This is a genomic window from Anabaena sp. CCY 0017, assembly GCF_963920885.1.
Taxonomy (GTDB): domain Bacteria; phylum Cyanobacteriota; class Cyanobacteriia; order Cyanobacteriales; family Nostocaceae; genus Nodularia.
In genome coordinates this window covers 18,451-38,303 of sequence record NZ_CAWUDG010000033.1, presented here as the reverse complement: position 1 = coordinate 38,303, position 19,853 = coordinate 18,451, and the positions used below count along the sequence as shown (strand labels likewise).

Here is a 19,853-nt window from a genome sequence, read left to right as displayed (position 1 = left end):
GTTTCAAAATCGCCTTGTTTGCAGTTTTATCGCTGGATGTTTGCAGTTCGCTACAGTTAGACTACTTCCAAGCCCGTCAGTGCAAGTAGTACCAGTTCCTCCCGTCCTTGACGGATCGCGTACGGAAGTGACGACACCACCGATAACTTGATGTAAATCGTCGATTTGATTTAACGATGTAGATGCTTGCTCTAATTTGCTTAACTTTTGGGTTTTTTGTAGTTTCATCGTATGATTCCTTAATTGTTGCGGAATGAACATCTCTCATTCCTGTATTTTCCTTCAAATACGAGAATGCTGTTTTCGGAGAAATTGAAAATTTTATTAGTAATCCGAATATACTAGTCTTTTAAACGTTTACTATATATGGATTCTAGAGATTTAGATTGAAGCTACATAGCTTAAAGGCTTCAATTAATTCCACTCCAATCTTTCAAAATTGGGAGCAAAAAGGTGATTGGTGCTGTTTCTTCTACTGTTACTTTAGCTGTAACTGTTGTCCCTAATGTTAACTTAGTATTCGGACCCTTGGAAGATGACCACTGATAACCACTAACGGTATTGGGGTTAAAATTCAACTTGGCCATGACTTCAATTCTGCCGCCTTCTTGTCCGATTAATTGATTAACTACTTCAGAATTACCAACTACAGAAGTTGCTCCTTCTCGTGTAATTGGTAATGGAGAAACAGCGACCACTTCACCCACAATACTGCCAAATCTTTCTCGTTTGATAGTATCTGGTGTGACTAAAATTTTCATTCCTGGTTGAATTTGCTTACCATCTTCAACTGCAAAATAAACTACTCCTAATTCTAAACTTTCATTTTTATAACCTGCAATTTGTATTGTTCCTAAACGGGTTCCTGGTTCAATTACCTGCCCAGCCGTAGCAGTAAGTTCGACGATACAACCGGCGTGGGGACTTTTAATTTGGCTATTATTGGCAACTCTTTGTTCTAGTTGAGCAATTTCTCGTTGCACATCTTGCAATTCTTTATCTCTGGTTTGAGTATTTTCTAGATTTTCTTGTTCTAATCGTTGATTGCGAGTTGCTAATTCTTCTAGTTCAGCCTGTAAATTAGTAATTTCGTTGAGATTATTGAGATATCTTTGCTGAGTTTCTACTTCTTGGAGTTGTAACTGTTGCAGTTGCGCTTGAATGTTGGTGATGGATTGTAATGCTTGACGATATTCTTGTTCTGCTTGCAGTAAGGTATCTTCAGAAATAGCCCCACTTTGAATTAGCTGCTTGCGATTTTGCAATCTCTTGGCAAAGACTGGTACTATTTCTTGAGCATCACGCAACTGTTGTTCTAAGCTAATTTGCTGTTTTTGAATTGCTACCAACCCTTGTTTTTGTAACATAGGAGTTAGAGTTTGAGAATTTTGTAATTGTTGCTGTAAACTAGCTCTTTGAGATGCGATCGCTTCTTTTTCTAAAGTAGTCCTTTGCATTCTCACCAAACGAGTTTCTAAATTTTGTTGTCGTAACTGAGTTAATTTTTCCTGTCGTTGTTGGAGTTGTTGCCGCTCTTGAGATGGATCAACTGTTGCTAACACGTCATCTTTTTTTACACATTGACCATCGCGGACATTAAGAGATTGTAATTGCCCAGAAATTGGTGATTGAAATTGCGTAATTCGTCGGGGATTAATCAGCACACCTTGACCTGTTACCGTCATGGGTAGCCTTCCCAACACACTCCAGAGTAAACCCACACTCACCAGAAGTCCTAACATACCCAATGGTAGCCAGTCTTGTGGTTTGACGACCTGCACAACCCGATCTAGCTGTTCTGGGGAAGATAACTGCTCTAGAGACTTTTTGCGGAATAGGTGTTCTTTTTTATCCAACATGGCAGGAGTTCAGAATCACAGAATTTGCATCTTTTTAAACTACACTTTCAATACTGCTCAATTAAATTATCCAAATAAACGTATCACTAAAGTGTTCGTGTAGCGTGTCGTAGGCATAAGCTCCACTTTACACGTAGCGCACACCACAGAGACGTAGAGGACATTAAGTGTTACAAGTTATACATATTACTTGAGTATACACAAAAACAATTTGACAAGACGTGCTGCTTTCTACAACCTTGATAATGAATACTTAACCGCTGCGGCTCTACTGTATTTTGATTGAACGAAATAATAGAATATATCTTCAGTCTAAAGGTTTATTTAGCTTATCTAGCTAAGGGTTAGTTAATTTAAAGCTTTTTATTTTTATAAAGGTACTAAACAAGATGTTTTGCAGCTTTATGTTAAAACAACTGACAAAGGTACAACCTCTTTCTAGTAGTTGTAACGAGCATTTATTGCAGGAGCTAAGTTGTGAAGAATCATCTGTATATATTGGTGGATTTAATATCACAAATAATACAGACCTCACACAGACTTTTTACCCGTTTAGTAGTACAAGAAAACCTAAAGTACAAAGTTTAGGGCCTCAGAAGACAGGTGAATACGGAACAGATTACCTTTTGTATAATACGTCACAAGATGGTTTTGCCCCAGCATTGTATAAAATTGATGATCCTGGTGGTGACTATGAATTTTATACGAATGCTGGCAATACAGATATTCGTGGTATAGGCCCCATGTAAGGGAACACCAGAAAAAAGTACATTCCATCTTGTGGGACGGGCATTCCTGCCCGTCCTTGGTCATTAGCGGGCGAGATACCCACTCCACAAGAATTTTAAGGTAAACAGGGCGGAAATTCTTACTAATGACCAATCGGATAACTGTAACCCCTGGCTCAATTACCCCCTAGCCCGGATTTCTAACTCTAGAAAAAATGGGCGAACCGGGAGTAAATAAAATCAACCCTAAAGTAGTAATTATTCCGGCTAATTGATTAGGTTCAGGTACTGAGGTGGGGACAGGCATATTTATGGCTTCTAATTCTTTGCCTAGAGGCGTTTCACCTAAGTCATATATGTTCCCCACCAGAAAGTTCCTTGCTCCTAAAGTATACAAGCTATCAATGGCGGCACTAATATCACTGACAGGCAAAGTCGGGTCTTTTGTAAAATCCTGGAACGGGGCAAAGGGATTAGCTGGATCTTCTGGAATGAAAGCTCCTAAAAAGTTATTAGCTCCTGCCCAAACTACATAAAGAGCATCTGGATCTGCCTCTCCGCCCACTCCCAAGAGGCTGTCAAATGCTTGGATCTGATCCTGAAGTCCTGGTAAATCGAATGAAAAAGGCGGATTTTGGGCATTACCTGCATTATCAATGCCAGTGGTTGCTCCACCTACAGCAAAGTTAACCCCTTCGTCGGGGATAGAGGGAAGAAAAGTTCCTGTAATCACGTTTTCGTAAAAAGGAACAGGTTCTTCTAGCAACATTTGGTTTGTCAGGTACTGCCACCAAATCGGACCATTGGTAAATGCACCTGATGCATATAATGGTTCCCCTATCAGAGATCCCTGAACTGCAACTGGAAATGGGAAAGTGCTGTTAGAAAAACCGAAGACATTTCCCACATCGCTGAGACTATCGCCAAATAGAATAAGTTTAGTAGTTTGATTGAGAACTTCTGGGCTTAAAGTTGCGATCGCAATATCGGCAATTCGATTATGGACGGTAGTGGTGGGATGAATTTCGTCGTAGTAAAGGAAATTTTCTGGATCAGAGCAAATGCTGGTGGGTGCAACAGCATTGGCTAGGGGAGGTCCTTGGATGCAGGACTGATAAGTTGTTGTTAGCTCGTTGGGTAGGATATCAGCGAAGAGAGTATTCACATCGAGAAGTGAAATATTGCTCCCTGGTAATGTCCCATTCAAAGTAGTAATTTCTTGATCGAGTAAGGTATTAAACTCTGTAGTTAGCTGATTGAGTTCTTCCGTGGTTGTTAGGGCAACTGCGGCTTGGGACAGGCTAAAGCTGCCAATGGAAAAAGAAAGGGTACTTAGAGTCGCTAACCAAACCAATTTTTTTTGGGATTGAAATGTAAATGAATGCATTGTTTTTATGGTTTTTCAAGAAATTAACTAAGGTTATTTACCTGAAATAATTTACAGATTTGAAGGGATAACAGCCGTTTTTTATGATAAGCTAATAATGTCATTTAGCAATTTTTATTCTGTAAATTTCTTGAAATTCTTGCACCATCTTTTATGCAGTATCTATGACTAAAAAAGCTGAATTAGTAAGATTTGACCAACTATAATTATTAATTAGAATCTTTAGCAATTACTCATCTTTAATTGATACCGCTTTGGATTGTCATTTGCTATCAAACCGGGTATGTAATGGTAATTAAATACAATGTCTAGCAGCTTAAAATACTGCCGGATATGATCACTAGAAGAAATGTTTAGAACTGATTGAGATGCAAGTTGAAAGGTATTAGCCTCTTGCTGGATTAGTTTTTCAAAGTGTTTAGTAGTGCTGGCAATATCTCCGCCATATTCAGCCATGTACAGAATGACAAGATTGGGAGTTTTGTCTTCGATATCCCGTGCTAAAGAGTGCAAATCGTTATAAAGCATACAAACAGACGACACTGCACGCATAGCAGGTTTGATTTCAGGCATGGCTCGCACTATTGGATTAAGATAAAAGTCTCCTAAAATTTCCCATAGAGATGTCCAAAAGTGTAGACCTACTGTTACTTGTCGAAGTTCAAAAAGCTCATTAAAACTTAAATTGTTTTGATTAGTCCTTCCATAAAGGTGTAGTTTGAGTCTGCATCGCAAGTAATCTTTTCTAGCCTGTAAGTAAGATTGCATATCATACCCACGGTGGGCTACCCTGTTAATGATATCGGCATAAGCGTGAAATAGTTTTGCTTCATTCGGTGCAGGTTGATGACCATCCAAAATTTTGGAGCATTTCTCAAAAACGATATTATAATCTTCTTGGAAATAATCATCAAGATACAAACACCACAAGGCAAGATCCATACAAGCTAATCCCAAATCATCAAGGGATGCGTTAGTAGGAGAAGTCCGTTTTGCCCACACCGCAGTCAAACCCCGGATTGGTGACAAAATTTCTTCCAGATCAAACGAATGCATCCATTCAACAAATAATGGCGGCAAACCAAAGTTAGTATTACGCTGAGTCAGTGGTTTATTATATGTTACGGTCATGAATTATTCTCTCTTGTTTCTTTGAACTATTGAAAATTCCCAGTTGCGAGAGCAAAATTTTTCAGTTCTTGGCAACTTGTGATGATAATTTAAGGCTACACACTTTCAAATAAAATGCTTTTTAACATTCTGTCTGTCTGCGTTGATAGTATTAATTTAATCTGAGGCTATAAGAATGCACATCGAATAAATGTCATGACTCAGGTATGACATTTGTCATATAGCAAAGTGCTGAGGGGAGCAGCGCGATTTTGTGAGGTGCTTAAATTTCGGGTGCTAAATCACCTATTTAGGGGTGCGATCGCGGCAGAAAATATGTTTTTATTGAGAATTAGGCAATTTAATTGAGAATTAAAACCCGATCTAACAAAATCGCATCGCTCCCGTGCTGAGTATAAAACCAGTAGGAGCGGGTTGATTAAAATTATGATTGGTAATTGAGCATATCTGTCATACTGGAGTTTAGACTAAGCGACAGAAAATGACCCAGCAGCGCTGAGTTGAAAATTGGTTAGAGTTAACTTGCGGGGAGGTAGTTAGAGGTAACTAAAACATTTGGCATAAATGTAGTATTTTCATCTGTTTCACCGACTTCGTATAAGGTTTCTCTACCTAATTTTTCCAGACAGCGATCAATAGACCAAGGTCTCATCACTGAACCACAAATACTATCTCTATAAAGTCGTTCTAAAGGTAAAGACTTGAGCAGAGCTTGTCCTCCACAAACCCGCAGAGCTAAACTACACAGTTCATTAGCATATTCCATTACAGTATAGTTAGTTGCATAAGCACGCAGCATTTCAGCTTTACTGGGATGAGCTTTCGCATCATGAATAGCTCGATAAAATAAAGATTTCATTTGTTCTAATTTAATAAACATTTCGGCAACAGCATATTGTTTAGTCGTATCTTGTCGCCGTTTAATAGGAGCTACTCCTGCAATTTCACCTCGGAGGTATTTAACTGTAAAATCATAGGCAGCTTGGGCTATTCCTACGTATGTTGGAGTCAGTGTCAAAAACATATGAGGCCAAATTTTGGTCATCTGAAAATACAAATTTTCAGGCAACAATTGTGCATTGTCTGGAACAAATACGTTATCAAAAAGGAGGGTGCGGGAAACCGTTGCTCTCATGCCGACTGGATTCCAATCTCCCACAACTTTTACGCCTTCTGTATTTGCAGGAATAGCAAGATAGAGTGAATCATTTAAAGTGGCATTTTCCTTTGCGTTTGTGCAAATTACACCATAATAATTTGCTGCTCCTGATAGGGAAGCAAAGACTTTTTTGCCATTGATAATCCATCCCCCATCAACCTTACGAGCCTTGGTTTGATATGTTTTTCCTAATGATACACCAGCACCTTCTTCAGAAATAGGTTGAGCATAAATGGCTCCTTCTTCCACTACCCGTCGGAAATGCTCTTGACGATAGTATTGATGCTGTACCCATTGATATTCTTGCATAGGCAAATCATTACTTAAAATTCCCATCCAGAGTAGTGAACAAGTGTGCATATTATAGGTAAGGGCAGTTGCTCCACAGTAGCGCCCTATTTCAGCAGCAACTAAGCAATAAGTAGGGAAATCTGCACCTAATCCACCGTATTGTTCAGGAATTGTGAGTGCTAATAATCCGTGTTCCCGTAAATCTTGATAATTCTCAACAGGAAAAGAGGCTGTTTGATCGTACCAAGATGCACGAGGCGCAAATTTTTCATGTCCCAATTCACGCACCAGAGTAATCAGTTTTTGTTGCTTAATCGTTAAAGGGAAATCCATTTTTTGTCCTCGATTATTTTTCTCTTCAATTTACTAAGATTTATCAGAACGCACATCGAATAAATGTCATGATTCAGCTATGACATTTGTCATCTTAGGTAGTGTAAGGATTCTAGGAATTTGAAACCCGTGTAGGTGGATTTCTTTTTTACTGGGTTAATTTAATAATTTCTTCAAAGGAAAAATCATTGGCTAGATTAGTCAGCGCCTTAGCCAGAGCAGCTTGTAACGGCGGAATTTGCTTAATCAGCTGTCCAATTTGTTTAGCATTGACTCGAATTGCGGCTTGATGCAATTGTTCTACCCATTCTCTAGGCATTTGAGCGATCGCCTGACTTAATTCATTGGTAGAGAGAACCGCCGCTTGCTGCTGTGTCAGTAGTTTGCTTTCTTCTGTTGCATATATATACTGAACACCAAGATATTCAGCCATTTTCTCAAAAATCATCTCGGCACGAAATGGTTTGCGGACAAAATCATCGCAACCTGTAGATAAGGCGACAATCCGATCTTCTTCAAAAGCACTGCCAGTCAAAGCGATCACGACTGGAGGTGAATCACTGCCTGTTTTAATAAGTTTAGTGGCTTCATACCCATCCATCACCGGCATTCGCATATCCATCCAAACTAAATTAGGATGCCAATTATTACACAGTGCGATCGCTTCTTGTCCATTACTTGCTTCTCGGACATCAAAGCCAACTGGTTGCAGTAACTTAATCAGGATTTGGCGAATTTCTGGTTTATCTTCGGCAATCAAAATTCGGTATTTTGGCTGTTCTGCTGCCAAAGCAATCACTTGTCGGCTAGATTTTGGAGTCTGCACTTCATCAGCCTTCACTTCCTGGGTGCGGATATGAAACTGAAAAATTGTCCCTACCTCTACTTTGCTGGTGGCTGTAATCTCTCCGCCCATCAGTCGCACAAATTTTTGACTAATGGGTAATCCCAGTCCAGTTCCTTCTTGAGAGTTTTTACCTGTTTGAGTTTGCACAAAAGGTTCAAATAAACGCTCAAGTTCTGTTAATTCAATTCCAGGGCCTGTATCTTCAACTTCAAATAACAGGCGTACTATTTCTTCTGTGTTTCGTCGGACTCGCAGAATTACACTACCTGCTTGGGTAAACTTAATGGCATTGCCTAACAAGTTAATCAAAACTTGGCGCAGTTTACTTTCATCAGTGCGAATATATTGCGGTAAGTCAGAAGCCAGTTCAAAAATTAACTGCAATCCTTTCGATTTAGCTTTTAAGCATAACATTTGTTGCAGTGTGTCCAACAGATACTGTAAGTCAAAGCCGGTGGGATTCAATGTGGTTTTACCAGCTTCAATTTTGGACATTTCTAGTACATCGTCGATTAAATTCAACAGATGTTCGCCACTGCGGGCAATGGTTTCCAGATATTCTTGCTGTTGGTGATCAAGAGAACCATGCCTAGTCAGCAACTGTGTAAAACCCAAAATAACATTCAGGGGAGTTCGCAGTTCGTGACTCATATTTGCTAAAAACTGACTTTTGGCAACGTTAGCCACATCTGCTGCTTCTTTAGCCTGCTGGAGTGCCGCTTCTGTTTGTTTACGAGATGTAATATCACGAATCGCTAAAACAGCACATTTTTCTCCTGTAATGAATTTGATACAGCAGCCGGAAATTTCCAAAATTATCGTTTGATGAGATGTTTGAAACTCATATTCAGTAGCTGTTAATTGGTCTTGCAGCGCCATCACTACTGGATGTATTTCATTTGTAATTACTTGTCCCTGCTGTGTTAGTGGTAGTAGCTGAATTAGTGGCCCGCCCAAAATTGTAATATGAGGTCTATCAACTAAACGATCAAAAGCTGTGTTACACCATTGCACCTTAGTGTCTTCATCTGTCCAGGCGATCGCATCATCAATAGCTCCCAGTGCTACCTCCATCTTTCCTAAAGTTGAACGTAGTAAGTTTAACTGAAGGGCAGGATCATTCTCCATACATCTCACCGAATTGAGCAATAATTGTTACTTTTCATAAGGAGAAATTGTGGCTGCAAAAAACCAATTCTCTCCTTGTTTTTCTGCTGTAATAAAATGCACACTAATTACTTCTATACCCTCTTTTGTCACAGTTTTTAATAAAAGAGGGTGATTGAGAATTTTAGCTTTTTCAGTCATCACAAAACGGGAAAAACTGAGTCGGTGGGAATCATGCATACTATGGGGAATAATCACTTCTAGAGGTAAGCCCAGAAGTTCCTCATAACTCCAGCCATAAACAGTATTAAAGGCTTCATTTATATATGTAATAAACCCTTGTTGGTCTGTAATAATAACTGGTAATTGATTCTGTGACTTTATTTCATTGATGGTTTTCATGAAAAGTTTTGCTATCTTAACGGTATTGATAAAAAATAACCAAAGATGGGCAATCCTCATCAAGATACAACAAAATTAGATATTTCACCAGATGTCTAATTAAATTATACCAAGAGTGTTATATTTTATCTATGTATTTTCTCTTTATTGCTCGATATTGCCAAGGCTAATTTTTTAATCTTAATACCAAATGAATTTATGGATAGCAGTCACTCACACAAGGGAGATATCCTCATTGTTGATGATACCATTGATAACCTGCGCCTCTTGTCAAAAATGCTGGCTGAACAGGGGTATGAGGTGCGATGTGTGACGAATGGTGCGATCGCCTTGATCGGGATTAAAGCTCAACCGCCGGATTTAATTTTATTGGATATTACTATGCCAGGCATGAATGGCTATGAAGTTTGCCGGCAGTTAAAAACAGATGCTCAAACCGATGAAATTCCAGTGATTTTTATCAGTGCTTTAAATGAAACCTTTGATAAGGTTAAAGCATTCTCTGTGGGAGGTGTAGATTATATTAGCAAACCCTTTCAAGTTGAGGAAGTCTTTGTCAGAATCGAAACGCAACTCACTAATCGCAGATTACAAGCACAACTTCAAGAGCAAAATAACCGCTTACAGCAAGCCGAGGCAGAATTGCTCAAAGCATTAGAGCAAGAACGGGAACTGAATCTGCGAATTCAGGAAATGGCGACTGTGGAAGAACGCCATCGCATTGCTCGTGATATTCACGACTCATTGGGACATTCGCTAGTTGCACTCAATATTCAACTAGAAGCGGCTTTGGCTTTGTGGCCAGATAATTCAAACAAGGCTTATGCGTGTTTACTAGAGGCAAAACAACTAGGTTCAGAGGCTTTGAAAGCAACACGTGAATCTGTGGCATTAATTAGGTCTGAGCCATTACAAGGTCAACTATTAGAGGCAGCGATCGCTAATCTGACAGAAGAGTTTCATCGACTCACCGACATCTTACCAGAATGCAGCATTGATATATCACCCAACTTGCCCCATACAATCAACACGACGATTTATCGGATTTTACAAGAAGGTCTAACTAATATCTGCAAGTATGCTCAGGCAACAGCAGTCACAATTCAAATTCACAGTAGTGATTCTGACACTGTACTAATGCTTCAAGATAATGGTATGGGTTTTCCAGTAACCGAAAATACTAGGGGATTTGGGCTGACGGGAATGCAGGAACGAGTGACTGCGTTAGGAGGTTATTTAAATATTTTCAGTGAGCCAAATGCAGGCTGTAAAATTACTGCCATCTTCCCACAACTAAAGTGATTGACGTGGTTCATTATTATCAAGTTATGTTTAGTAATTTCACGGTTGCTTCATTAAATGGTATTATCTGGACTCAAGACTAAACTTTAGTAAATATTTATCCTACTTAATCATGTAATTTATGATTCGGGTGTTGCTTGTCGAAGACCAAGAAATTGTACGTCGTGGCTTGAAGACTTTATTAGAGATTCAACCCGATTTACAAGTAGTGGCTGAAGCGGAAAACGGTCAAAAAGCAATCCATCTGATGGAAAGCCTCTATGGAGGAGATGCTGAAGCTGATATTGTATTAATGGACATCCGTATGCCTGTAATGGATGGGGTAGTAGCTACCCAAAAGTTATGTCAGCAGTTTCCAAACACGAAGATTTTGATTTTGACAACGTTTGACGATACCCAATACATTTCAGAGGCATTGCGCTTTGGAGCGAAGGGCTACTTACTAAAGGATACGCCAGCACAGGAACTGGCAGCAGCAATTCGTTCAATTTACAAAGGCTATACTCACTTTGGCCCCGGAATTTTAGAAAAGATGCTGAGTGTTGTACCCGCATCTGAGACAGAAGCACCAAAACAACCACCACCTGAACTTGCAGAACTCACATCCAGAGAGCGGGAAGTTTTGTGTTTGATTGCAACTGGCTTCAGTAATCGAGAAATTGCTCAGGAACTTTGCCTTTCTGAGGGGACTGTGAGAAATCATATTACTAATATTCTGACTCGACTGAACTTACGCGATCGCACTCAAGCGGCTATTTTGGCCAATTCGTTTCTATCTTTACTAAATAATCCTGAGCCTCCCAATTTAAACTAAACAGTTAGCGGGAATTATAGTAAGTATTGTTTAATTAAATTACCTTAGGGACTTCCAAGCAATAAAATCACCAAGTACGTGAATGATAATCATTATTAGGTGGGGAAGGAGAAGCCCCCGCCTGCCGCTTCTCCTTCCCCTTTTTGTAGTAAATTTAATTAGGAGAAAAATTTATGGGTGTTTGAAGTGTTGATAGAATTAACTGATTCAGTCAAAAAATTATTCTTAGATACAGCAAGCCAACTCAAAGGAGCAGCAATGCGGCGCTTTCAAGCACAAATTGTGATGGAGTTAGGTTACGGAGGGCAACTACTGGCTCAAAAAGAATTGGGATGGGATAGAAATACTATTCGTAAAGGAATTAAAGAATTAAGTAGTGGGATTACTTGTGTAGATAATTATTCGGCAAAGGGGCGTTATAAGGCAGAAGAACGGGAGCATCTCACTTTTTTGCAAAGAGGGAAAAAATCAGTCAGAATAAGTGAAACGAGTGTATTTACTTACCGATGACTCCAGAAAAAAAGCAAGCACTTCAAGAACATATTCAGGCGATCGCTAAAATATTGTACGAAGATACGCTACCAGAAAAGCTAACCAATCTTGCAGGGATTGAAGAAGCAGTGCGAAATCAAATGCAAAAGCACGTCATGCCAGAAGGGGAGCATCTCACTTTTTAAGGCGTGTTAAACAGACAATAATCCATTAAGGTAGGCACAACGATGGGCAAGCACTTGAGGTACATTTTCCCGCTTCCACTGCGCTCCAGAAATCTTAGTTCGACGGTCAACTTGTTTAACGGCAGATTCAACCGACCCAGAACCAATTGAACAAATTTGTTCAGCTTGATGGTATTCGTAATTGATGATGCGTAGGCGTAGCCCGCCGAAGGCATCGCTATGTTTATCGAGATAATGGCAGAAATTTTGTGCTTGTTTCCCCTTATAATCAGTAAATAAGGCTTTAGCTGCCTCAACCTTGCCTTTCCAAAGTAGAGCCTGTGCGTGTTTCAAGCGTTTAAGTGAACCCCCAACTTTATGGAGGTTTTCCATTAAATGGAACCAATCAAGCACTTCTCGTCGTTGTACATCAGGTGCTAGTTGGTCAATAATGTTCCAAATGCCATCATGTCCATCACCGATACAAGTAACTGTACTAGCAAGTCGCTGGTTATTAACCCAATCAATCACAACCGGATTATCCTGAAATGAAGTTCCCACTATTCCCAGATCATGCAAGCTAATCGCTTTATAGCCAAGCCACGCACATATTTCACCTGATTGAGTCCGAATGCGGATGTTCCCACCATCAACACTTAATTCTTCAACTGTCTGTTCTGGTGTTGGCAATTCAAAGTTCTGACTTCAAACACCCATAAATTTTTCTCCTAATTAAATTTACTACAAAAAGGGGAAGGAGAAGCGGCAGGCGGGGGCTTCTCCTTCCCCACCTAATAATGATTATTATTCACGTACTTGGTGATTTTATTGCTTGGAAGTCCCTAAGGTGATTTATCAGAAAAAATTTACCAATTAGAAAGGCGAACAGCTATCCCCTCCTACTATGGGATGATGTTGTGTAGTAATTGTGGCGTTGCTGAACTATAGTATGAAATTGCCAGATTCCATCTATCAAACTCTTACTCTGTGGGGGTTAGCGTAGCCCGGCTAATTCATATTTGCACTCAGCAACACTGTAATTTTTATTATCGAAATCACCTAAAGCCCTGACGGGAGAAGCGTTCTGAACGGTACGGGAGCAAGAGACTTAGAAATCAATACCGTTCAGTTAAGGGTTTTTCAGACACTATGGATAACGAAATTTCGATGGTTTCAGCCGTTATAATTTCGTTAAGTGAACCGTATTGACTTAGAAATCACTTTGCACTCCCGGCTGCTTCACAACTTTTTCTCTGACTGACAAAGACAAATTCTCCCAAGTATTCAGCCCAATCACCTTGCAAATCCTGAAATCACGCTAAAACTTGTTTCTACCGTCACAAATCAAAATCCAGGGTGAATGTTTCGCCATCAGAATCTTGGGGATTTTCCGGTGGTGACGGAGTTGCAGAGGGCTGGTCTTGTGGGCGGGGATTTGTAGCCATCGGGTTGAAAGCTGGGGTATGTGTAACTTGTGTAACTACTTGTTGTGTGGGGAATACACCCTTTTTGAAAGCAAAATAGCAATCAATAATAAAGTAAAGCGTCTCTAGGTAACTTTTATCTAGTTGCTGTGATTCGGCAAATATACGTTCTCGGTAGCTATCTTTAATCCGAACTTTTTCCGGGGTCATTGGCTTCGCTCCCATTCAAATTTGTTGATTCAAAATTCGTGCATCGTTACCCCATAGCTCAAGCCAAGGGCGGTCAAATCAATTCAAAAAAGGTCAATCAGGAGGCTAGAGATTTTTGTTGATCATGACTTTTGCCATCTCTAGCAATCCACAAGCATTAGCTTCTACGGGATTGTCCAGAATTTTGAACCCGTTCTTCTCCAATAGTTTCTTCAATCCCGGTAACAAGCAGCCTCCACCTATTGCCCAAATTTCATCTCCCTGGTGTTTGGCATCTAGTGTCAGACCTACGGGTTTTTTCAAGAATTTTTCATACCAATCTTTCAGACAACTGCTGTATATCTCTTTGATGTCTATGTCACGACTGTATCTGGTATGTCCTCCTTCCAAACAAAATCGAATCTGGGAGGCGTTCCCGATTTTCCCGCCGTTGAGACGTTTCATTTTTTCGGCAATGTCTTCGATGAGAACTTCTACACCTGCGGGGTAGGGGGTGTGTACTTCTCGCTTTCCTTGGTTGTAACGAGAATAAAGTGTGGTGCCATTACCAAAATCTAGGACGGTTAATTTTGGGGGAAGCGGATGCCCAAACAATGCACCCATTCCTTCTGGGACAACTTTGAGAATTTCTATGGTGACATCGGATTTTTTTCCTGCCAAGATTGGCTGATATTCTCCGTTGAGTTCTTGTTTTAAATTTTCTGCTAGTCCGATATCATGTAAGCTGACGACTAATTTTAAATGCCAAGCTTTACGATGTGGCAGATGTGCTAATCCACCGAGTAACATCAACAGTGCATTTTTAATTTTGTTTTCGTTATGGTCAGTGTTGCGATCAAAATGATAACCTGTACGAAACGCAGATTCTCCGACGGTGTAAGCAGCACCATCTAAGATTATTCTTCCTGGAACATCTTCCATCTCTGCGGTGGAAATATAGCTGGGGATACGAACGACTTCAAATCCATCGACAAAAAGTTTCAGGCTGCCGTAACCGTTATCGAATCCTGCTGGAAAAATTTTTTGCAAGGGGTGAATGTTGGGCATGGAGGTCAAGTGGGGTACAAAAAGCAGTGGGGTACAAAAAGACCCTAAGCATCACCTATATATACCCTATATAGGGGCTAAATTTTCAATTATTTTCAATTCTCGCGTTAGGGTATATTTACCCCCTGCTTAACCCCTATATATACCCCAAATTATTTTATTTTAGAAATATATACCCTAAACGACTCCTGCATAGGGTATGTATAGGTGGTACTTAGGGGTTAAAGGAGATAAATGCAAGTCTCTAATCTTTTTTTGGGGTATATTTAACCCCCACACAACGCCCACTTGTAACCCAAATTAATTTTAGTTAGTAATTTATAGGAGTTCTGTGAATATTTACACACTATTTAATGCAATTATTGGAGTTGGATATTAAAAATATGAGGCGTGAGCGATCGCCACATAACCTGAATTTGCCCATACAATTCTCAAACCCTTGTAAAATCTAGATTCCGGTTTTTCAGACTGCATCAAAAAATAACCTGTCAAAAATACCCGAAATATCTTCTGGGTAAAGATTCTGGGGTATGCCAACTCTGTAGTTGTGAGAAATGCGGGAACACACATAAATAGCTTATGGTTCGCCTGCGATTTCATCTGATGGAGAACAATTCAACAAGAAATATCTCAAATATTCTGTCGCCCTGCCACAAATTCAAAAATTGCGTAAGCCTTACTTGGCTATCGGTTCAGCCTTTTCAACTGAATTATCATTTACGCCCAAAGTCAATTCCAAAGGTGTTCGAGACGGGTATGCTTTCACCACCTGTCGGTAAACTTCATAGTTGGTGGGTAGTGTTCTTTGTTGCTCACCCTCTTTATAAGTCAGTTGATATTTGACATCTTTCAATAATTCAGGTTGACTTGCCTCTTCTTGAGGTTTTTTGCGTTGTTCCACTTCATCTACACTTGGTTTTTGTGGCACAGTTGGCCACCACAAACCCCGGTCATCTGGCCCAACAACTGCTGCTGATGGTTTCAGTCCATTCTGATTTAGCACTGAAGCATTTGCAAAGGTTTCAACCCGTGGCTGTGGTGCATTCGTTAAATTATTGGCATATTTCACTTGCCAGGTATAACTGGTAAGCGCTGTAGCTTCATACTGTTCAGTAGTCACGATGCTACAACTGGTAAGTGTGAGCGCTGTTAGTGCTGTTATTAAAGATGGTAGAAATGTCAGCTTTTCCATGATCCCTAAATTATTGGTATCTCCTGAGTCAATCAGTCACAGCAATGACTTTATCAACTTCGGCTAATTTTTGCTGTAATAGAGAGCGCATTTCCTGAAGTTGTTTACTACTAGCTCTGGTGAGTAAATCTTCAGAAATTCCATTAACTTTTAGAAGTATGGTTTTTATTTCCTTTGACTCATGTTTCTGTGACTTCAAATACTTGGTCTTAATTTTTCTAATGAGTTCACGAGTTTCTGCTACTGTCAGATTTTTCTTTAAGACTTCATCAGTGGCCGCCATCCGTTCAGAGGCTGCTTGATTTTCTGATATGTCTAGTGTCTTGGCGGAAAGAGTTGCTAAGGCTAAAGCATGAGCGCCTTTGAGTCCCTGTTGCCTAATTGCTTGTTTTAAATCTGGAGCCAGGTATAGCATCGGCATGAGATTGGCTTTCACCGAACTCGGATTTAATCCCAACTCTAGCAGCACTTGTAGTAAACTTTGTTCTTTACCCGTAATCCCCAATAGTTCTAAACCCTGCTGTTGTTCATCGGCGCTAACAGCCGTTAACTTTGCTAGTTCTTTATTCTTGCCATCTCTCTCTACTCTTTTAATCACCGTGCCTAATATTGTGGCAACTTCATCCATTTCCAAATCAGTAGACTTGATTACTTCTTTAAATACTGCCTCTGCTTTATCTAAAGGATTCAAATCTTCAAAGCCAAGAAAAGTTAGTAATGCCGATTGGTCTAAGTCGTTAGGCATTGCCGCTATGACTGCACGAATAGTTGACCAACCCAGCAATTTAGCTGCTTCAGTCCGGAGTTGTCCATCTAGTAAGGTGTAACGACCATTCCCCTGTGGTACTAGAATGACTGCTGAAATTTGTCCATGTTTTTTGAGTAACCGTGCTTTCCCTTGTATTAGTTCTGGTGTAATTGTCTGCCGAGGTTGATCAGGATTAGGATCGATGAGAGCTAAATCAATTTGTGCTTCTCCTGATTGATTTTGTAACTGTTCTCGGAGTTCTTGCAATTCATTTTCTAAATCTGGAGATTGGGCGGCTCTCAATCTTTCTATCTCGGCTTGCAGTTCAGCAATTTTTTGCTCTTGGTCTGTTTTTTGGATTGCGCCGCTAAATTTGTGAGCAATTTTAGGCAATGCCACGATTATTTATTCTCCTGAATTAAAGCTGTCAAATCATCTGTTATTTGCTGAAAATCTCTACAGGCAGGATGTTTGGGACGGTATTTTTGTAAAGGTAAGCCATGAGCGCTGGCATTTTTGAATTCGTTGGAGTTGCGAACTTTAGGATAAAGCTTTAAATGTAAATGTTCGGCAATTTCTGGCAATTGTTCTAAATATTGTCTGTGCATTGCCACCGTATCATCATACATACTTGGCACAAATCCTAAAATCGGTGGGCGAGGTTCTAACTGTAACTCATCACCTGTAGAAATACACCACTCTACTAATTCTGCTGAACCAGAAATGGCTTTCATTTCCAATTGCACGGGAACTAATATATGGGTGGAGGCAGCTAAAGCATTAACATTTAACATTCCTAAAGTAGCGGGACAATCCAAAATTACTAGATTGTGGGGCAAAGGGTATTTTTTTAAGCGATCGCTTAATGTATACTCTCCTCGTTTGCGGATAACTAATTCATTGGCTATTTCCGCTAAAAGTGGATGTCCCTGACAAACTTGAGTTTTTGATTGTTCCCAAACCGAAATCAAATCCCAATCTCCTTGGAAATCTTTTGATAATACTTTAACTAAAGTGGTTGATACTTCAGCCGGAGGCAATCCACAAAATACATCCAAAGAACGTTGTGGATCTAAGTCGATGATTGCGACATCAAAGCCCAGCCGACTCATTTCATAGGCAATGTGTACGCTGAGTGTGGTTTTGCCGACACCACCGGCATTAGCTATAAGTGAAAGAACTATCTGCTTCATAAGATGATTTTTCTGTCGGATTTTAAAATACGACATTGAAATTGGGAAAATGTACACTGTTACAACAAAGTGCTGTACAGTCTTGCGGTTATGGCTGCACTGAAAGCAGAGGGTGAGTAGCAGAGCAATTTAGTTGTTGCTGCAAGGCTTTGAGGTATCGATCTCGGTTTTGAATTTACGATGCTTTGATGTCGGATTTTAAAATACTACATCTGTGATCATCAAGAAAACTACTATGATGATTAGAACACAATTTATAGCAAATTGCTGTAAAGCTCTGCGGTGATAGCTGTGGTTAGAGCGAAGGCATTTCAGATTTTATTTCAGGAACGCCGAAATATTCTATGCTAGAAGCTGCTGCACATCTCAATCATGACCCCATTGGCGGCAATTATACTTGAGGATAAAATGTGGTCTGGCGCTGCTTACTTTGTTACTTGCACTCTACTGATAAGAAAAACACAACATGATCTCAGGGGAAATTAAAAGTCAAATCGATAAAATCTGGGATGCTTTCTGGTCGGGTGGTATCTCCAATCCCCTGGAAGTGATTGAGCAAATTACTTACTTGTTGTTTCTGCGTCGCCTCGACGATTTACATACCCTGGAAGAAAACAAAGCCAACCGACTCAAGCGCCCGATGGAACGGCGGATTTTTCCAGAGGGTGAAGATATCAAAGAGCGTGCTTATGATGATTTGCGTTGGTCGAGGTTTAAGCACTTGGCCGCGCCGGAGATGTTTGCGGTAGTTAATGATCATGTTTTTCCTTTCCTGCGGACTTTGGGCGGCGATGAATCGACTTACGCCCACCACATGAAGGATGCCCGCTTCACAATTCCCACCCCAGCGCTTCTGTCTAAGGTCGTAGATTTGCTCGATGGTGTCCCAATGGCAGACCGGGACACTAAAGGCGACCTCTATGAATATATGTTGAGTAAGATTGCTGCGGCTGGGCAAAATGGGCAGTTTCGCACGCCGCGCCACATTATTGGGCTGATGGTGGAACTGACTGCACCCAGTCCAGGCGATGTGATTTGTGATCCGGCTAGTGGGACTTGCGGGTTTCTGGTGGCTACGAATGAATACTTGCGATCGCATCACCCGGAAATTCTCCGCGATGCCAAACTGAAGCAACATTTTCACCATGAGATGTTTCACGGGTTCGATTTTGATAATACCATGCTGCGGATTGGCAGTATGAATATGCTGCTGCATGGTGTGGAAAACCCGGATGTGCGCTATCAGGATTCTTTGGCACAGGAGCATTCTGGTGATGAAGAAGCTTATACTCTTGTGCTGGCTAATCCGCCCTTTGCTGGGTCTTTGGACTATGAAAACACGGCTAAGGATTTGTTAGCGATAGTTAAGACGAAGAAGACTGAGTTGCTATTCCTGGCTTTGTTTTTGAGATTGCTCAAGCCTGGGGGACGGGCGGCGGTAATTGTCCCGGATGGGGTGCTGTTTGGTTCTTCTAAAGCACATAAGGAACTGCGCCGTCTGTTAGTGGAGGAGCAGAAGCTGGATGCGGTGATTTCTCTGCCGGGTGGTGTTTTTAAGCCTTATGCGGGTGTTTCTACGGCGATTTTGCTATTTACTAAAACTAATTCTGGTGGTACTGATTTTGTTTGGTTCTACGATGTGGATGCTGATGGCTGGAGTTTGGACGATAAAAGAGCGCCTTTGCTGGCTGAGGAGAAGTTAGGTGCTGTCCCGACGGCGGAGTTAACAGCAGAGGAACATATTAAGAATAATCTGCCGGATGTGTTGAGTCGTTGGCAATTGCGGAATACTACGGAACGAGAGCGATCGCGCACGGCTCAGAGTTTCTGTGTCCCCAAGGTTGATATTGCTTCTCAGGGTTATGACTTGAGCCTGAATCGTTACAAGGAAGTGGTGCATGAAGAGGTGGAACATCGCGCACCTCAAGACATTCTGGCTGATTTGGCCAAGCTAGAAACCGAGATTCAGCAGGGGATGAAGGATTTGGAGGCATTGTTAAAATAGTTAATACAAGCTAACTAT

Annotated in this window: 16 protein-coding genes and 3 pseudogenes; 6 read left to right on the top strand and 13 right to left on the bottom strand. The window is 40.6% G+C overall.

What is annotated here, in order from left to right:
- Nucleotides 1-410: 410 nt before the first annotated feature.
- Complete coding sequence (locus ACM0OW_RS23360) at nucleotides 411-1,859, bottom strand: NHLP bacteriocin system secretion protein (RefSeq protein WP_414552796.1); 1,449 nt, start codon at nucleotides 1,857-1,859, stop codon at nucleotides 411-413.
- Between the two features lie 389 nt (nucleotides 1,860-2,248).
- On the opposite strand from ACM0OW_RS23360, the gene ACM0OW_RS23355 reads away from it, so the two are divergent.
- On the top strand, nucleotides 2,249-2,608 hold the full coding sequence (locus tag ACM0OW_RS23355; protein ID WP_414552794.1) for a hypothetical protein: 360 nt from the start codon (nucleotides 2,249-2,251) through the stop codon (nucleotides 2,606-2,608).
- A 166-nt stretch (nucleotides 2,609-2,774) separates the two neighbouring features.
- Here the strand turns inward: ACM0OW_RS23355 and ACM0OW_RS23350 are convergent, their stop codons facing one another.
- From ACM0OW_RS23350 to ACM0OW_RS23330, 5 genes are all read right to left on the bottom strand, one after another.
- Nucleotides 2,775-3,974, bottom strand: a complete 1,200-nt coding sequence (locus ACM0OW_RS23350; protein WP_414552792.1) for an SGNH/GDSL hydrolase family protein — start codon at nucleotides 3,972-3,974, stop codon at nucleotides 2,775-2,777.
- A 222-nt stretch (nucleotides 3,975-4,196) separates the two neighbouring features.
- Complete coding sequence (locus ACM0OW_RS23345; RefSeq protein WP_414552790.1) at nucleotides 4,197-5,105, bottom strand: terpene synthase family protein; 909 nt, start codon at nucleotides 5,103-5,105, stop codon at nucleotides 4,197-4,199.
- 517 nt (nucleotides 5,106-5,622) lie between these two features.
- Nucleotides 5,623-6,888: an acyl-CoA dehydrogenase family protein gene (locus tag ACM0OW_RS23340; protein WP_414552788.1), complete on the bottom strand. Its 1,266-nt coding sequence runs from the start codon at nucleotides 6,886-6,888 to the stop codon at nucleotides 5,623-5,625.
- A 148-nt stretch (nucleotides 6,889-7,036) separates the two neighbouring features.
- Complete coding sequence (locus ACM0OW_RS23335; RefSeq protein ID WP_414552786.1) at nucleotides 7,037-8,863, bottom strand: ATP-binding protein; 1,827 nt, start codon at nucleotides 8,861-8,863, stop codon at nucleotides 7,037-7,039.
- Nucleotides 8,864-8,890: 27 nt separating this feature from the next.
- Entirely contained in the window at nucleotides 8,891-9,244 is a 354-nt protein-coding gene (locus tag ACM0OW_RS23330) for a PAS domain S-box protein (RefSeq protein ID WP_414552784.1), read from the bottom strand.
- Nucleotides 9,245-9,442: 198 nt separating this feature from the next.
- On the opposite strand from ACM0OW_RS23330, the gene ACM0OW_RS23325 reads away from it, so the two are divergent.
- The 4 genes and pseudogenes from ACM0OW_RS23325 to ACM0OW_RS23310 all read left to right on the top strand — a co-directional run.
- The gene (locus ACM0OW_RS23325; protein ID WP_414552783.1) at nucleotides 9,443-10,546 is read left to right on the top strand and encodes a response regulator; all 1,104 of its coding nucleotides are present in this window, start codon (nucleotides 9,443-9,445) and stop codon (nucleotides 10,544-10,546) included.
- A 121-nt stretch (nucleotides 10,547-10,667) separates the two neighbouring features.
- On the top strand, nucleotides 10,668-11,360 hold the full coding sequence (locus ACM0OW_RS23320) for a response regulator transcription factor (protein ID WP_414552781.1): 693 nt from the start codon (nucleotides 10,668-10,670) through the stop codon (nucleotides 11,358-11,360).
- Between the two features lie 192 nt (nucleotides 11,361-11,552).
- Nucleotides 11,553-11,849: pseudogene (locus tag ACM0OW_RS23315) on the top strand (ISAzo13 family transposase); the annotation flags it as partial.
- Between the two features lie 17 nt (nucleotides 11,850-11,866).
- Nucleotides 11,867-12,016: pseudogene (locus ACM0OW_RS23310) on the top strand (ISKra4 family transposase); the annotation flags it as partial.
- A 27-nt stretch (nucleotides 12,017-12,043) separates the two neighbouring features.
- Here ACM0OW_RS23310 and ACM0OW_RS23305 read toward each other — a convergent pair.
- The 7 genes and pseudogenes from ACM0OW_RS23305 to ACM0OW_RS23275 form a co-directional block, all read right to left on the bottom strand.
- A pseudogene (locus tag ACM0OW_RS23305) lies at nucleotides 12,044-12,718 on the bottom strand (ISKra4 family transposase); the annotation flags it as partial.
- A 635-nt stretch (nucleotides 12,719-13,353) separates the two neighbouring features.
- Nucleotides 13,354-13,650 carry a hypothetical protein gene (locus ACM0OW_RS23300; protein ID WP_414552780.1) on the bottom strand — a complete coding sequence of 99 codons (297 nt, stop codon included), beginning with the start codon at nucleotides 13,648-13,650 and terminating at the stop codon, nucleotides 13,354-13,356.
- Between the two features lie 105 nt (nucleotides 13,651-13,755).
- Nucleotides 13,756-14,697: a ParM/StbA family protein gene (locus tag ACM0OW_RS23295; RefSeq protein WP_414552778.1), complete on the bottom strand. Its 942-nt coding sequence runs from the start codon at nucleotides 14,695-14,697 to the stop codon at nucleotides 13,756-13,758.
- Between the two features lie 375 nt (nucleotides 14,698-15,072).
- Nucleotides 15,073-15,267: a hypothetical protein gene (locus ACM0OW_RS23290; RefSeq protein WP_414552776.1), complete on the bottom strand. Its 195-nt coding sequence runs from the start codon at nucleotides 15,265-15,267 to the stop codon at nucleotides 15,073-15,075.
- A 106-nt stretch (nucleotides 15,268-15,373) separates the two neighbouring features.
- Nucleotides 15,374-15,889 carry a hypothetical protein gene (locus tag ACM0OW_RS23285; RefSeq protein WP_414552775.1) on the bottom strand — a complete coding sequence of 172 codons (516 nt, stop codon included), beginning with the start codon at nucleotides 15,887-15,889 and terminating at the stop codon, nucleotides 15,374-15,376.
- 28 nt (nucleotides 15,890-15,917) lie between these two features.
- The gene (locus ACM0OW_RS23280) at nucleotides 15,918-17,036 is read right to left on the bottom strand and encodes a ParB/RepB/Spo0J family partition protein (RefSeq protein ID WP_414552773.1); all 1,119 of its coding nucleotides are present in this window, start codon (nucleotides 17,034-17,036) and stop codon (nucleotides 15,918-15,920) included.
- Nucleotides 17,037-17,038: 2 nt separating this feature from the next.
- Entirely contained in the window at nucleotides 17,039-17,830 is a 792-nt protein-coding gene (locus ACM0OW_RS23275) for a ParA family protein (protein WP_414552771.1), read from the bottom strand.
- A gap of 466 nt (nucleotides 17,831-18,296) precedes the next feature.
- On the opposite strand from ACM0OW_RS23275, the gene ACM0OW_RS23270 reads away from it, so the two are divergent.
- Complete coding sequence (locus ACM0OW_RS23270; protein WP_414552769.1) at nucleotides 18,297-19,835, top strand: N-6 DNA methylase; 1,539 nt, start codon at nucleotides 18,297-18,299, stop codon at nucleotides 19,833-19,835.
- Nucleotides 19,836-19,853 lie beyond the last annotated feature (18 nt).